We start from the raw sequence: 14203 nt of genomic DNA on the forward strand, positions 1-14203 counted from the left end.
CTCTTCTCCTTTGGTCCTCAAGTCATCTTGAGGACCAAAGGAGAAGAGGTGCTGAGGTGCTCAGCTGCCGAGGTGCTGAAGTGCCGAGGTGCTGCCCTACTCGTCCGCGAGGGCGTTCGTGAAACCGGGGTTGCTGGGCAGGATGCCGCCGTCCACCGGGAGGGTGACTCCGGTGATCCAGGAGGCGTCCCGCGACGCGAGGAACGCGACGGCCGCGGCGATGTCGGCCGGCTCACCGATCCGCCCCAGCGGATACACCTCCGCGGCCTTGGCGAGCGACGCCTCGCGCCCCGCCCACGCCGGGGTGCGGATCGTGCCGGGCGCCACGAGGTTGACCCGCACCCCGTCCGGCGCCGCATGCACCGCGAGGGTGCGGGTCAGTGACACCAGGCCGGCCTTGGCCGCGCTGTAGGAGTGGTTGCCGAAGTACGACAAGCCATTGACGGAACCGATGTTGACGATCGCGCCGCGCCGCCGGGGCGCGTTCATGAGGTGCGGAAGAGCGGCGCGCGAGCATCTCATCGCACCGCTGAGGGTGACATTGAGGTCGTGCTGCCACGACTCGTCAGTCTCAAGGGTGAAGTCATCATGGTGCTCACCGCACGAATAGGCGTTGTTCACCAGGACATCCAGGGTGCCGAACACGTCGACCGCGCGGGTGATCGCCGCGTCCACCGAGGCGCGTTCCGCGACGTCGCAGCGCACCGCCTCCGCCCGGCCGCCGTCCGCCCGGATCGCGGCGGCCGTACGCGACGCCGCCACGCCGTCCAGGTCGGCGATGAGCACCCCCGCTCCCTCGTCGGCGAATCTGCGCGCCGTCGCCTCACCGATGCCGCGAGCCGCCCCGGTCACCACCACGCCGTACCCGTCAAAGCGTCCAGTCACCCGTTCAGCGTAGGCACTGGCGAACCGCCCTGGCCAGAGCCTGGGCCCGGGGGTCCGCGGTGACGTTGCGCTGCAGCCCGTTGGTGACATACGCGAAGCCGATCCCGCTCTCCGGGTCCGCGAAACCGAGCGACCCTCCGCGCCCCGGGTGCCCGAACGACCCCGCGGCCAGCAGCGGCGAGGCTGGCCCGTGCAGCATGAAGCCCAGCCCGAAACGGGTGTTGACGACCAGCACCCGGTCCGGCCCGTCTGCCTCCATGGTGCGCGCCGCCGCCAGGGTGTCAGGGTCGAACAGCCGCCGCCCCACGCCCGTGGCCAAGCCGCCGCCGGCCCCGCCGTCCGCCACTTCGGTTGTCGCTTCGGCCGTCACGTCGCCGAGCAGCGCCGCGTAGCAGCGCGCCAGCGACCGCGCCGTGGTGATGGTGCCCGACGCCGCCAGCTCGCCGGCCCGGTAGCCGGGGTCGTTCTCGTCCGGCGGCGGCGTGATCGCGGCGAACGCCCGGCTGGTGAGCGACTCGGGGTCGCCGTAGGCGTCCTTGACGCTGCGCTTCGGGCGGGCGCGCAGCCCGCCGGACGCGGGCGGCTCGGGAGTGCTGACGGGGCCGATCCGGCCGACGCGGTGCGCCTGGTCGTCGGGCAGTCCCATCCACAGGTCGAGGCCGAGCGGCCCGGCCAGTTCCTCGGCGACGTACCGGCCGATGCTCCGGCCGCTGACCCGCAGCACCAGTTCCCCGACCAGCCAACTGAACGTCTGCGCGTGGTATCCGTGCTCGCGCCCCACCGAGAACAGCGGCGCCTGGGCGGCGACCGCCCGCGGCCCCGACACCCCGTCGACCGCCTCCTGCGGCGTGAGCGGCGTGTCCAGCGCGGGGACCCCGGCCCGGTGCGCCAGCACGTCCCGCACCGTCACCCGGTCCTTGCCCGCCGCCTTGAACTCGGGCCAGTACGTGTACACGGGCGCGTCGAGGTCCAACTGCCCGCGCTGGTGGAGCAGCAGCAGGCACACCGCCCCGACCCCCTTGCCCGCCGACCTGACGACCTGCACGGTATCGCGCCGCCACGGCCCGCCGCCGTCGAAGCCCGTACGCCCGGCCCACAGGTCCACCACCGGCCGGCCGTCGTGGTAGAGCGCCACGGCGGCCCCGACGTCCCCGCGCCGCCCGAAGTTCTCCGCGAAGGTCTCCCGCACCGGCTCCCAGCCGTCCGCGACCGCCCCATGCACCGTCGTGGCGCCGTCCGCGCCTTCGTGCCCGCCGTACGCGTCCTGCGCGCCCTCGCTGCTCATCCTCCGTGCCCTCCCGGAACACACCCCCGCCCACCTGCCCCGTACCCCCCGATCGTACGAACCGGCGGCGGGCGGCACGCGACGGGCCCGCGGCGGGGCCGTCCCGGTCGTGGTGACCCGGGAGCGGCCCCACCGCGGGCCTGGTGGGGGGATTCGCCGCCTTACCTGCCGAGGACGGTCAGGAGGCTACGACAGCGGCGGGTACGCGTTCTGCAGGAGCTGGTGGAACTGTGCCGAGAACCAGTGGCCCGCGAGCGGCGAGTCCGGCAGGGCGCCGGTCGGGTTGTTGCCGTTGCGCGCGTTGCCGCCGTAGGTCGGGTCGCACATCTGGTCGAAGCCCTTGCCCTCGTCGTTGGCGATGGCCTTGCTCGAACCGTCCGACTCACCCGGGGGCTTGATCCACACGTAGGCGTCCAGCCCTGCGGCCGGGGCCGCGGTCGGGCGCTCGCCGATGCCGGCGCCGGACTGGTTGCACCAGTTGCCGGCGTGGATGCGCCGGTCGATCCGGCCGCCGTCCACATAGGTGTCGACGCTGGTGGTGGCACCCGGACCGGTGGGCCGCGCCGATCCGCCCCAGCCATTGCGGCCGGTGTCGATCAGCATCCCTATATTGCTGTCGAAGCCGACGCTGACCAGTTCGGTGCGCAGGGCGGTGGCGTACGACTGCTCGTCGACGTAGTTGTTCCAGTCGACCCACTTGGACTGCCGCACGGTCGTGCCGTTGACGCTGTCGGTCACCTTGAAGTTGGGCTCCACGGTGGCGCTGTAGTTCGCCGTGTTGGTGATGAAGCCCTGCACGTCGTGGACGGTCGCGCCACTGGTGGTGGCGGCCTTCAGGAACTCCTGCGCGGCGGGGACGAAGTTGCTGTCCCAGCCGAGCCACGCGTGGTGGCCGGCGTCGATGTAGTTGTAGGTGTTCGGCAGCGCGCCGAGCTTGGCGAGCGCGTAGCCGACGCCCTTCTCGTAGTTGCCGTTGGCCTTCATGGTGGCGCAGGCGGCCGTCGAGCCCGCCTCACCGCTGGCGTTGGTGACGATGTTCGGCAGCGAGTCCGGCTCGATGATGTTGACGATCCGGAGGTTCGCGTACGCCGGGTCCGACATGATCGACGTGATCGGGTCGATGTACTGCGTCTCGTACGTCGACAGGTCGTCCGGGCCCAGCTCGCCGTTGGAGGCGAGCGCGGAGCAGTCGCGGCCGGGCAGGTCGTAGATGACGAACTCGACCGTCAGCGGCTGGCCGCCCGCCTGCGCGACCGCCTCGTCGAGGTGGTCCTTGAGGCCCATGGCGCCGTCGGCACCGTCGATCGCGGCGATCCGGTCCAGCCAGACCGCGGTCGACTGGCCGGCGATCGCCGAGCCGCCGTCGGCGGACGCCTCCGCCGACCACTCCGGGTTGACGTACCCCTTCGCACCCACGTACGGGTTGTCCACCCGCTGGCCGTCGCCGCCCGTCGGCGGGGGGGTCGTGCTGCCGCCAGTGGTGCTGCCGCCGGTGGTGGTACCGCTGGTGGTACTACCGCCAGTGGTACTGCCTCCAGTGGTGCTGCCGGTGGTGCCGCCGCTGCCGGTGCCGCACGCGACGCCGTTCAGCGTGAACGCGGTGGGCACCGCGTTGGTGCCGCTGTACGACCCGTTGAAGCCGAAGCTGACCGTGCCGTTGGCGGCCAGTGCGCCGTTGTACGACAGGTTCGACGCGGTGACGGCCGCGCCGCTCTGGCTGATGTCCGCGCTCCAGCCCTGCGTCACCTTTTGGTTGCCGGCGAACGACCAGCCGACCTTCCAGCTCGTGGCCGCCGCGCCGTTGTTGGTGACCGTCACGGATGCGGTGAAGCCGCTGTCCCACTGGGACGACACGGTGTAGTCGACCGAGCAGGCGCTGGACGCCGCCTGGGCAGTGGTGCTGCTCAACGCCGCCGCCACAGCGCCGGAGGCGACGACGAGCGCCCCTGCGGCCAGTGCGGCCGTTCTCCTTCGAATGATCGGAACTGCCATGCGAACGACCCTCCATTGGGGGGATGGACCCTCGACACTCCGTCGAAAGGTCATGGGAGGTGCTGCCGTTGGTGCGTGGTGCAGTTACACGCTCTTAACGTGGGAGCGCTCCCATAGTGAGGAGCCTCCCTATCCCTGTCAATGCTTGAAACACAACCCGGGCACAGGCTCCGCAAGACCCCCAGCTCAGGGTCGCGTTGCTGCGGCGGGCGCGCGCGGGCGATGTCGCGCACTTCGACCACCTGCCGTTGACATGCCGTCAAGTGATGTACAGAACCGCTTATTGACGTGCCATGGTGCTTCGACTGCTCGTACGGGTGACTGCTGGGGCCGTACAGGTGAGGTCGCAGACGCTGAGCAGCGGGCACCGGGCGGCGAGGCGCAGTCACCTGAACGGGTGAGGTCACATCGGGTGCGGGGCGCGGCAGTGCGAAGAGGGCGGGAGGTGAACGCACATTCACCTGCTGTCGAGGCGGCCGTCCGCCGCCTTGGTGCTGCTCGCCGGGGAGGCCGGGGAACCGGTTCGTACGCAACCCCTTGCCGCGCCGACACGGTCGCGTAACGTGCTCCCCTGAGGTTCTACCGGCGAGTAAGGATGACCGAGGGAGCGGGCCGATGGCGCTGGACGCGGACGTCGTGGTGGTGGGCGCGGGGCTGGCCGGACTCGTGGCCACGGTGGAACTGGCCGAGGCGGGCCGCAAGGTGATCCTCCTCGACCAGGAGCCGGAAGCGTCCCTGGGCGGGCAGGCCTTCTGGTCGTTCGGCGGGCTGTTCTTCGTCGACTCCCCCGAGCAGCGCCGGATGCGCATCAAGGACAGCGCGGACCTCGCCTGGCAGGACTGGCTCGGCACCGCGGGCTTCGACCGCCCCGAGGACCACTGGCCGCGCCGCTGGGCGGAGGCCTACGTGCACTTCGCCGCCGGCGAGAAGCGCGCCTGGCTGCACGACCGCGGCCTGCGGGTCTTCCCGGTGGTCGGCTGGGCCGAACGCGGCGGCTTCCTGGCGACCGGCCCCGGCAACTCTGTGCCGCGCTTCCACATCACCTGGGGCACCGGCCCGGGTGTCGTCGCGCCCTTCGAGCAGCGGGTGCGCGACGCGGTCGCCCGCGGCCGTGTCGAGTTGCGCTTCCGGCACCGGGTGACGTCCCTGACGAAGACCGACGGCGCCGTGGACGGCGTGGCGGGCGAGGTGCTGGCGCCGAGCGGCGTGGCCCGCGGCGTGGCCAGTTCCCGCGAGGTCGTGGACGACTTCGAACTCCGCGCCCAGGCCGTGGTGGTCACATCCGGAGGCATCGGCGGCAACCACGACCTGGTGCGCGCCGCCTGGCCGAAGCGTCTGGGCACCGCACCCACCAAGCTGCTGTCCGGCGTCCCCGCGCACGTCGACGGCCTGATGCTCGGCATCACCGAGACCGCGGGCGGCCGCCTCATCAACGGCGACCGCATGTGGCACTACACCGAGGGCATCGAGAACTGGAACCCGATCTGGGCCCGGCACGGCATCCGCATCCTGCCCGGCCCGTCCTCCCTGTGGCTGGATGCGACCGGCAAGCGCCTGCCGGTGCCGTATTTTCCCGGCTTCGACACCCTGGGCACCTTGGAACACATCATGAGCACCGGGCACGAGTACACGTGGTTCGTCCTCACCCAGAAGATCATCGAGAAGGAGTTCGCGCTGTCGGGCTCCGAGCAGAACCCGGACCTGACCGGAAAGAGCGTGCGCGAGGTGTTCAAGCGGGCGCTGCCCGGCGCCCCGGGGCCGGTCGAGGCGTTCAAGCAGCACGGTGTCGACTTCGTCGTCGAACGCGACCTGGGCGCCTTGGTGCGCGGCATGAACGCGATCACGGGCGGCGGCCTCATCGACGAGGCCGCGCTGCGCGGCGAGATCGAGGCCCGCGACCGGGAGATCGCCAACACCTACACCAAGGACCTCCAGGTCACCGCGATCCGCGGTGCCCGCAACTACATCGGCGACAAGCTGGTGCGCACCGCCGCCCCGCACCGCCTGCTCGACCCGAAGGCCGGCCCGCTCATCGCGGTCCGGCTCAACATCCTCACCCGCAAGTCGCTGGGCGGCCTGGAAACCGATCTGGACGGCCGTGTGCTGGCCGGAGCCGCCCCCGGCGGCGAAGAGGGCGCGGCGGGCCGCGGCGAGCCTCTGGCGGGCCTGTACGCGGCCGGCGAGGCGGCCGGGTTCGGCGGCGGCGGGATGCACGGCTACCGGTCCCTGGAGGGCACGTTCCTCGGCGGCTGCCTGTTCTCGGGGCGTACGGCGGGGCGCGCGGCGGCTCGCGCCACGGCGTGAGCGCAAGTGCGTCCGGGCGCCGGGCGCGAGGCGACCCGCGCCCGGGCGCGCGGTATCCGTGTGGGGCGTACTGGTGCAGGGCGGGGGCGCGCGGCGGCGTGAAAAGTTGCCCGCCCCGCGGGCGCCCCGAACCATGGGAGGGGTGAGCGACGGCGCGTACCTCCGGTTCCCCCACCTGCACGGCGACCTGCTCAGTTTCGCCGCGGAGGACGACATCTGGGTGGCCCCGCTCGGGCCGCCGGGCAGCGCTCCCGGGCGCGCGTGGCGGGTGACCGCCGACCGCACCCGGGTCGGCGTGCCCCGCATCTCACCCGACGGCGCCTCCATCGCCTTCACCACCTGGCGCAGCCTGGACCCCGAGGTGTACGTCGTCCCCGTGGACGGGGGCTCCCCGCGCCGCCTCACCTACTGGGGCAGTTCCGACACCCGGGTGTGCTCCTGGACGCCTGACGGCCACATCCTCGCGGTCTCCTCACACGGCCAGCCGTTCGCCTATCACACCTGGGCGCACAGCGTGCCGACAGAGCACGAGCCCGGTGCCCCGCTGCCCTGGGGGCCGGTCTCCGACATCGCCGTGCACGACTGCGAGGACGGGGAGCGGCGCACCCTGCTGCTCACCGGCACCCCGCCGCACGAACCGCACGCCTGGAAGCGCTACCGCGGCGGCGCCACCGGCCGCCTGTGGTTGCACGGCGAGCGCCTGGTGGCCGAACTCGACGGTCACCTGTCGTCCCCGATGTTCGTCGCCGGACGCATCGCGTTCCTCTCCGACCACGAGGGCATCGGCAACCTGTACTCCTGCCGCCCCGACGGCAGCGACCTGCGCCGCCACACCGACCACGCGGACTTCTACGCCCGGTCCGCCGCCACGGACGGCAGCCGCGTCGTCTACCAGTGCGCGGGCGCCCTGTGGCTGGTCGACGACCTGTCCGCCGACGCCGCCCCCCGCCGCCTGGATGTGCGCCTGGGCGGGCCGCGCAGCGGCCGCCGCCCCTACCAGGTGCCGGCCGCCTCCAACCTCGACGGCCTCGCCATGGACCGCACCGGGCGCGCCAGCGCCGTCTGCGTGCGCGGCAGCCTGTACTGGCTCACCCACCGCGACGGCCCCGCCCGCACCATCAGCGACGTCCCCGGCGCCCGGGTGCGGCTGCCGGAGATGCTCGGCGACACCGGCCTGGTCGCCTACGTCACCGACATCGAGGGCGAGGACGGCATCGAACTCGCCCACCTGCCGGGGCACGCCTCCCGCGCCCTCACCCGCGGCCCCGAGAGCGTCGGCGACATCCCCGGCGACTATGCGGCCGACCTCGTCTTCGCCCCGCGCAACGGCGTCAGTGGCGACATCGCCGCCGATGTCGTCCCGGTCGGCGGCCCGGCCGTCACCGGAGCGGTCCGCTGGACCAGCGACCTCACCCGTGCGGGTGGGTCGGCGGGCGCGAAGGTGACGCCGGGCGAAGTCACCCGCCCGGGTGATGCGGGCCCCCTGTCCTACGCCCCCGCCGGCGGCGACGGCGACCGGGGCGACGGCGCCACAGGCCCGAGCCCCTTCGGCGACGCGCCCGACACCCCGCACGCGCGCTTGGCGGTCGGCCGCCTGGGGCGCGTCACGGAACTGGTCTCCTCGCCCGACGGCGCCGTCCTCGCCGTCGCCGCCCACGACGGGCGGCTGCTGCTGGTGGCGACCGGAGAGGGCGACCCCGACGACGAGTACGGTCCGCCCCGCCCGCCCGTCGCGACAGGCACCGTCGACGAACTCGTCCGCTCCACCAACGGCCCGGTCCGCGACCTCGCCTTCTCCCCCGACTCCGCGTGGCTGACCTGGTCGCATCCAGGCGTCGGGCGCTCGCTGCGCTCCATCAAGATCGCCCGGCTCACCGACCACACCATCATCGACGTGACCAACGGCCGCTTCGAGGACGAGCAGCCGGTCTTCACCCGGGACGGCCGCTACCTGGCCTTCTTGTCGTGGCGCGGCTTCGACCCGGTGTACGACGTGCACACCGGCGACCTGTCCTTCCCCCTGGGCTGCCGCCCCTACCTGGTGCCGCTGAACTCCGCGACGCCCTCGCCGTTCGCGCTGCGGGTCGACGGCAGCCCCGTCGGCAGCGGCCTGGACCCGGGCGAGGGCGGCAGCGACGGACCGGTCGTGGTGGAGGCTGAGGGGCTTCCCAGCCGGGTGACGCCCTTCCCGGTCCCCGCGTCGAAGTACAGCGCTCTGGAGCCCGTCCAGGGCGGTCTGGTGTGGCTTCGGTGGCCGATCTCGGGTGCGCTCGGCGAGACGTTCGTCAATCCGACCGACCCGTCGGCCCGCCCAAGCCTGGAGTACTTCAACCTCGGGAAGTCCAAGCGCGTCGAGCTGGTCCGCCACATGGACTGGTACGCCGTCAGCGGCGACGGCCAGCGCCTGGCCGTCTTCGACGAGGGCGAACTCGCCGTGCTGCCCGCCAACGAACGGGGCGACGACGACTCCACCGTCTACGTCGACATGCGCCGCATCCTGCACGAGGTGGAGCCGACCGCCGAGTGGCGCCAGTCGTACGCGGAGGCCGGCCGCCTCATCCGCGACTTCTTCTGGGCACCGGACATGTGCGGCGTCGACTGGCCCTCGGTCCTCGACCAGTACCGGCCACTGGTCGAACGCGTCGCCACACCGGACGAGTTCGCCGACCTGCTGCGCGAGGTGCTCGGCGAGCTGGGCACCTCGCACGCCTACGTGCAGCCCGCCCGCCGCAACGAAGGCCCCCCGCACTACCAGCGGCCCATCGGGCTGCTCGGCGCCGACTTCCAGCGCACCAAGGAAGGCGACTGGGCGGTCGCCCGCATCCTGCCGGGCGAGTCGTCGGACTCCAAGGCGCGCTCGCCGCTGGCCGGCACGGGCATCCGCGAGGGTGCCGTCCTCACCCACGTCGACGGCCGCCGCGTCGACCCCCAAGCGGGCCCGTACCCCCTGCTGTCGGGCGCGGGCGGCACCAGCGTGGAACTCACCTTCTCCCCGCCCGGCGGCCGCGGCGCGCCCCGCCGCATCGCCGTGGTGCCGCTCGTGGACGACCGTCCGCTGCGCTACCAGCACTGGGTGGCCAAACGGCGCAGCGTCGTCCGGCACCTCAGCGGCGGCCGCTGCGGCTACCTGCACATCCCCGACATGGGCGGCTCGGGCTGGGCACAGTTCAACCGCGACCTGCGCAAGGAAGTCGCCTACGACGCCCTGCTGGTGGACGTACGCGGCAACGCAGGCGGCAACATCAGCGAACTGGTCATCGAGAAGCTCACCCGCACGGTGCTCGGCTGGGACGTCACCCGCAACGCCCAACCGGTGTCCTACGCGGGCAACGCCCCGCGCGGCCCGGTCGTCGCGGTCGCCGACGAAGCCACGTCGTCCGACGGCGACATGATCACCGCCGCGTTCAAACTGCTGCGGCTCGGCCCGGTCGTCGGCCTGCGCACCTGGGGTGGCGTCGTCGGAATGACCGGCCGCCACCGCCTAGGTGACAACACCGTCATCACCGTCCCGATGAACGCCGCCTGGTTCGACGCCTACGGCTGGTCCATCGAGAACCATGGCGTCGCACCCGACATCGAGTGCCTGCGCACCCCGCTGGACTGGGCGGAAGGCAGGCACGGCCAACTCGCCGTCGCCGTCCGCGAGGCACTGTCGCTGCTCGGCGAACACCCAGCGGCGGTACCGCCCGACCTGTCGTCCCGCCCCAACCGCGCCCGCCCGCCGCTGCCCCCGCGCTCCTAGGGTGCGAACCGGCAACGCAGAAGGGGCGCCCGCAGGGGGCGCCCCTTCCGTGTCACGGCGTCCGCGCGCTGCGCGACGCCGGCGTCAGCTCAAGAACGTCAGGCCTGGTCGTCCTGGCTGCCGTCCTCGGACTCGCGGCCCATGCGACGCGACACCTGGTCCTCGAGGTCGGAACGGCGCTCCTGCGCCTCCTGGCGCATGCCGCGCTGGGCCTGCTCGGGGTTCTGGGCATCGGCGGACTTGTCCCGCCGGTCGCCACGCGCGCCCTTGGCCTGCTCGGCGTAGTCCTCAGCCTTGTCCTTGAACTGATCGAAAGCACCCATGGTGACTCCTCCTGTGGAGTTGGGGAATGGGGCCTCGACAAGAGTTACATGACCGGACAACCCTCGCATCCTGGACAAATAACCTCAGGTCAGCGCGCGGTTACAGCTACGGAGCGGTATGGGCGGACGTCCTCGCCGACTCGTCCGCGGCGCCTCCCTTGCCGACCAGTCCGCGCCGTGCCCCCGGCGCGCGGTCCAGCGCCGCGCCGGCCCGGCGCATCTCCCGCTGCCCCAGCGCGCCGCCGATCACCGACGGAAGATAGCCGCGCACCGGTTGCATACCGCGCAGCCACCACTGCGCGTACACGTGAGGCGAGCGCCGTACGATCCCGGCGACCAGCCGGTCAACCGCCGGTTCCAGGGGATACGTTCGGTTCGTCGGCCAGGGAAGCCGCGCACGCATGGTGCGCAGGGCGTCGTCCTCGTCGGCACCGCGCACCATGTCGGTGTCGGTCCAACTCAGGTACCCGACTCCGACCTTGACACCCTTGGGGCCCATCTCGGCGCGCAGGCTGTGCGCGAACGCCTCGACCCCCGACTTGCTCGCGCAGTAGGCGGCCATCAAGGGTGCGGGGGTGATCGCCGCGAGTGATGCGATCTGCAGAAAATAGCCGTGCGAGTCGACGAGCGCCGGCAGGAACGCCCGCGCGGTCGAGATGCTGCCCAGCAGGTTGACCTGGATCACCCGATCGAAGGCATCGGGGTCGGACTCGAGGAACGGCCCTCCGGTGGCGACGCCCGCGTTGGCGACGGCGATGTCGATCCGCCCGAAGTGGGCGCGAACCTCCGCGGCCACTTCGGCCATCGCCGCCCGGTCGGTGACGTCGGCGGTCCAACTGGCGGCCCCTCCTCCCAGTGACGCGGCGACGTTCTTCAGTTCGTCGGGCTCCAGGCCGACCAGCGCCAGCCGGGCGCCGCGCGCGGCGAGTTTGCGGGCGAGCAGTTCACCGACGCCGCGCGCCGCGCCGGTGACCACCACCACCCGGCCGTTCAACGACGTTGCGCTCATGCGCTCTTCTCCTCCACGCCGTCGGCCGCCATCCGGCCGGCCACACCTTCGGGCGCCGCGGCGCCCGTCAGGTGATCGGACGCCATGCCGCGTATCGCCGCTTCCACGCTGCTCGCGTCCTCCAGCGGCGTCATGTGGCCGCGGCCGGGCAGTTCGGTCACCCCGACGCAGTGCGGCAGCGCGGCGGCGATGCGGTACGTGTGCACCTTGGGAGTCAGTTTGTCGACAGTTCCGACGATGACGGCGGTGGGCGCGGTCAACTTGGGCACCTGGGTGTCCAGGTCCAGCGCGGCCAGCACCTTGCCCCACTCGGAACGCTGCCGCGGCCGGCAGGCGTGCACCATGCGCGCACAGGACGCCACCTGTTCGGGTGACGACCCCGGGCCCATCACCCCGTACTTCAGCGCCGCCTTGGCAGCCGGCGTCACCGGGCCCAGAGGCAGCCTGGAGACGAGGATCTGGCGGTGCAGTACGTCACGCAGCCAGCGGGCGCTCAGTCGCGGCGGCAGCACCTGCGTCGTGCGGACCAGCCGGCTGCCGCCGGTGCTCACCAGCAGCACCGCGGCGGCGTGCTCGCGCACGGCGGGACGGTCGGAGGCCGCCATGATCGTCATGCCGCCCATGGAGTGGCCGACGAGCAGCGCGCGCTCGCCCTTCGACAAAGTCGTCTCCAGTACGGCTTCCAGGTCGTCGGCCAGCATGCTCGTGTCGTAGCCCTCGCGCACCGCGGACGAGCCGCTGAGGCCGTGGCCTCGCTGGTCGTAGGCGATCAGCCGGAAGTCCGACGCCAGGGCGCGCACGACCGGCGCCCACAGCAGTGTCGAGCACGTCCACCCGTGCGCCAGCACCACCGGGGGCGCGTCGCTGCGGCCGTACTCCTCGACGTTCAGGCGGGTCCCGTCCGCGGATACCGCGGTCAGGGTCCTGCGCGGCTGGACCGCCTCGTACAGCGTCGTCATGACGCCACCTCCACAGCTCGCCCGGACGCGGGCCCGGCGATCGGCCGGCCCGCGGGTGCCAGTAGGTCGTACTCGGAGAGTTTCAACTGCTTGGTGGCGCGCCGGAACTCCGCCGTGGTGCCCGGCCAGGCCGTCGTGTTGCGGCCGTTGGCGTCCAGGTACCAGCTCTTGCAGCCACCGGTGTTCCACACGGTGCGCGCCGCACGGCGCTGCATCTCCTCGTTCCACGCGGCGACCGCCGCCGGTTTCGCATCCAGGGCGGCGGCGCCCGAACGCTCCAGCGTGCGCATGTAGTCGGCGACGTAGTTGAGGGACGACTCGATCATCAGGATCATCGAACTGTTCCCCAGGCCGGTGTTCGGCCCGATGATGAACAGGAAGTTCGGGAAGCCGTCGACGGTGCAGCCGCGCAGGGCGGCCATGCCGTTCTTCCAGTGCTCCTTCAGGCTGAGGCCGTCCGCGCCGATGACGCGGTCGCCGATCGGCATGTCGGTGACGTGGAACCCGGTCCCGAAGATGATCGCGTCGACCTCGCGCTCGGTGCCGTCGGCCGTGACCACCGACGACCCCCGCACCTCGGCGAGCGCCGAGGTGACCACCTCGGTGTTGGGCTGCGCGAGCGCCGGATAGTAGGCGTTGGACAGCAGGATGCGCTTGCATCCGATGGTGTAGTCCGGGGTGAGGCGAGCGCGCAGCCCAGGGTCCTTGACGGACCGCCTCAGGTGTCCGCGCGCGATCCGCTCGGCAGCCTTCATCAGCTTCGGCTGCTTCACGAACGCGCCGACCTGGAACTCCCGGATCAGCCACAGCACCGCCCGGCGCATCTTGGCGGTGCCGGGCACCGTGCCGTGCAGCCACCGCTCCGCCGCACCGATCGGACGGTCCACCCGCGGCATCACCCACGGCGGGGTGCGCTGGATGACAGTCAGTTTCCCTACTTCCGGCTGGATCGACGGCACGATCTGGATCGCCGAAGCACCGGTGCCGACCATGGCGACGCGCTTGCCCTTGAGGTCGAAGTCGTGGTCCCAGCGCGAGGAGTGGAACACGTTCCCGGGGAAGCTCTCGATGCCGGGCACATCGGGGATCTTCGGGTCGGACAGCGGGCCGGTCGCGGAGACCACGACATCGGCGGTCAACTCGCCGCGGGCCGTCTTCAGGTGCCAGTGCCGCGCCTCGGCGTTCCAGCGCGCCAGCTGCACCTCCGCGCCGAAGCGCAGGTGCTGCCGCAACCCGAAGGTGTCGGTGACCCGTTCGAGGTAGGCGCGGATGTGCTCCTGACCGGAGAAGGCCCGTGGCCAGTCGGGGTTCGGGGCGAAGGAGAACGAGTACAGGTGCGACGGTACGTCGCAGGCGCAGCCCGGGTAGCTGTTGTCGCGCCAGGTGCCGCCCACCGCGTCCGCGCGCTCGAGGATCACGAAGTCGGTGATCCCCTCCCGACGCAACCTGACCGCGGCCCCCAGGCCGCCGAAGCCGGACCCGATCACCGCCACCCGCACGTGCTCGATGTCGTCGTCCATGGCACCGCCTCCCACGTCGCCAATCGCGCCAGCAATCACTGGCACAGTTGGACTGTAGGGCACCTACCGTTACCTCCGGTAGGGGTAGGTCCGGATTTCGCCCGCCCGGATCGCCGCGGAAAACCCCCGAAGCGCGCCTTGAACGCCGACTGGACGCCGGCAGGGCGTCATCCCGTCCAGGAAC

Annotated in this window: 9 protein-coding genes; 2 read left to right on the forward strand and 7 right to left on the reverse strand. The window is 72.1% G+C overall.

Features of this window, described 5'->3' with window-relative positions; genetic code table 11:
• Positions 1 to 96 precede the first annotated feature (96 nt).
• The 3 genes from AC3EVP_RS18665 to AC3EVP_RS18675 all read right to left on the reverse strand — a co-directional run bounded on the left by AC3EVP_RS18665 (position 97) and on the right by AC3EVP_RS18675 (position 4162).
• Positions 97 to 885: an SDR family NAD(P)-dependent oxidoreductase gene (locus tag AC3EVP_RS18665; protein WP_435131207.1), complete on the reverse strand. Its 789-nt coding sequence runs from the start codon at positions 883 to 885 to the stop codon at positions 97 to 99.
• A gap of 4 nt (positions 886 to 889) precedes the next feature.
• Positions 890 to 2170 carry a serine hydrolase domain-containing protein gene (locus AC3EVP_RS18670; protein WP_435131209.1) on the reverse strand — a complete coding sequence of 427 codons (1281 nt, stop codon included), beginning with the start codon at positions 2168 to 2170 and terminating at the stop codon, positions 890 to 892.
• Positions 2171 to 2356: 186 nt separating this feature from the next.
• A complete protein-coding gene (locus tag AC3EVP_RS18675) occupies positions 2357 to 4162 on the reverse strand; it encodes a glycoside hydrolase family 6 protein (RefSeq protein WP_435131210.1) in 1806 nt (601 codons plus the stop codon).
• 615 nt (positions 4163 to 4777) lie between these two features.
• Here AC3EVP_RS18675 and AC3EVP_RS18680 point away from each other — a divergent pair.
• Both AC3EVP_RS18680 and AC3EVP_RS18685 read left to right on the forward strand, forming a co-directional pair.
• Complete coding sequence (locus AC3EVP_RS18680) at positions 4778 to 6466, forward strand: FAD-binding dehydrogenase (RefSeq protein WP_435131212.1); 1689 nt, start codon at positions 4778 to 4780, stop codon at positions 6464 to 6466.
• Between the two features lie 133 nt (positions 6467 to 6599).
• Positions 6600 to 10208: a S41 family peptidase gene (locus AC3EVP_RS18685; protein WP_435131214.1), complete on the forward strand. Its 3609-nt coding sequence runs from the start codon at positions 6600 to 6602 to the stop codon at positions 10206 to 10208.
• Between the two features lie 98 nt (positions 10209 to 10306).
• On the opposite strand, the gene AC3EVP_RS18690 is transcribed toward AC3EVP_RS18685, so the two are convergent.
• The 4 genes from AC3EVP_RS18690 to AC3EVP_RS18705 all read right to left on the reverse strand — a co-directional run bounded on the left by AC3EVP_RS18690 (position 10307) and on the right by AC3EVP_RS18705 (position 14019).
• Complete coding sequence (locus AC3EVP_RS18690) at positions 10307 to 10531, reverse strand: hypothetical protein (RefSeq protein ID WP_335970996.1); 225 nt, start codon at positions 10529 to 10531, stop codon at positions 10307 to 10309.
• A gap of 106 nt (positions 10532 to 10637) precedes the next feature.
• Entirely contained in the window at positions 10638 to 11540 is a 903-nt protein-coding gene (locus AC3EVP_RS18695) for an SDR family oxidoreductase (protein WP_435131215.1), read from the reverse strand.
• Positions 11537 to 12499 carry an alpha/beta fold hydrolase gene (locus AC3EVP_RS18700; protein ID WP_435131217.1) on the reverse strand — a complete coding sequence of 321 codons (963 nt, stop codon included), beginning with the start codon at positions 12497 to 12499 and terminating at the stop codon, positions 11537 to 11539. The genes AC3EVP_RS18695 and AC3EVP_RS18700 overlap by 4 nt, the downstream gene beginning before the upstream one ends.
• A complete protein-coding gene (locus AC3EVP_RS18705) occupies positions 12496 to 14019 on the reverse strand; it encodes a flavin-containing monooxygenase (RefSeq protein ID WP_435131218.1) in 1524 nt (507 codons plus the stop codon). Before AC3EVP_RS18705 ends, AC3EVP_RS18700 begins: the two co-directional genes overlap by 4 nt.
• Positions 14020 to 14203: the final 184 nt, after the last annotated feature.

The sequence above is a fragment of the Actinacidiphila sp. bgisy144 genome (assembly GCF_057708105.1).

What these genes read in the sequence shown, in the direction of transcription:
- AC3EVP_RS18700 (WP_435131217.1), bottom strand. Translation starts at nt 12,499, where the DNA reads ATGACGACGCTGTACGAGGCGGTCCAGCCGCGCAGGACCCTGACCGCG.
- AC3EVP_RS18675 (WP_435131210.1), bottom strand. Translation starts at nt 4,162, where the DNA reads ATGGCAGTTCCGATCATTCGAAGGAGAACGGCCGCACTGGCCGCAGGG.
- AC3EVP_RS18690 (WP_335970996.1), bottom strand. Translation starts at nt 10,531, where the DNA reads ATGGGTGCTTTCGATCAGTTCAAGGACAAGGCTGAGGACTACGCCGAG.
- AC3EVP_RS18685 (WP_435131214.1), top strand. Translation starts at nt 6,600, where the DNA reads ATGGGAGGGGTGAGCGACGGCGCGTACCTCCGGTTCCCCCACCTGCAC.
- AC3EVP_RS18695 (WP_435131215.1), bottom strand. Translation starts at nt 11,540, where the DNA reads ATGAGCGCAACGTCGTTGAACGGCCGGGTGGTGGTGGTCACCGGCGCG.
- AC3EVP_RS18670 (WP_435131209.1), bottom strand. Translation starts at nt 2,170, where the DNA reads ATGAGCAGCGAGGGCGCGCAGGACGCGTACGGCGGGCACGAAGGCGCG.
- AC3EVP_RS18680 (WP_435131212.1), top strand. Translation starts at nt 4,778, where the DNA reads ATGGCGCTGGACGCGGACGTCGTGGTGGTGGGCGCGGGGCTGGCCGGA.
- AC3EVP_RS18705 (WP_435131218.1), bottom strand. Translation starts at nt 14,019, where the DNA reads ATGGACGACGACATCGAGCACGTGCGGGTGGCGGTGATCGGGTCCGGC.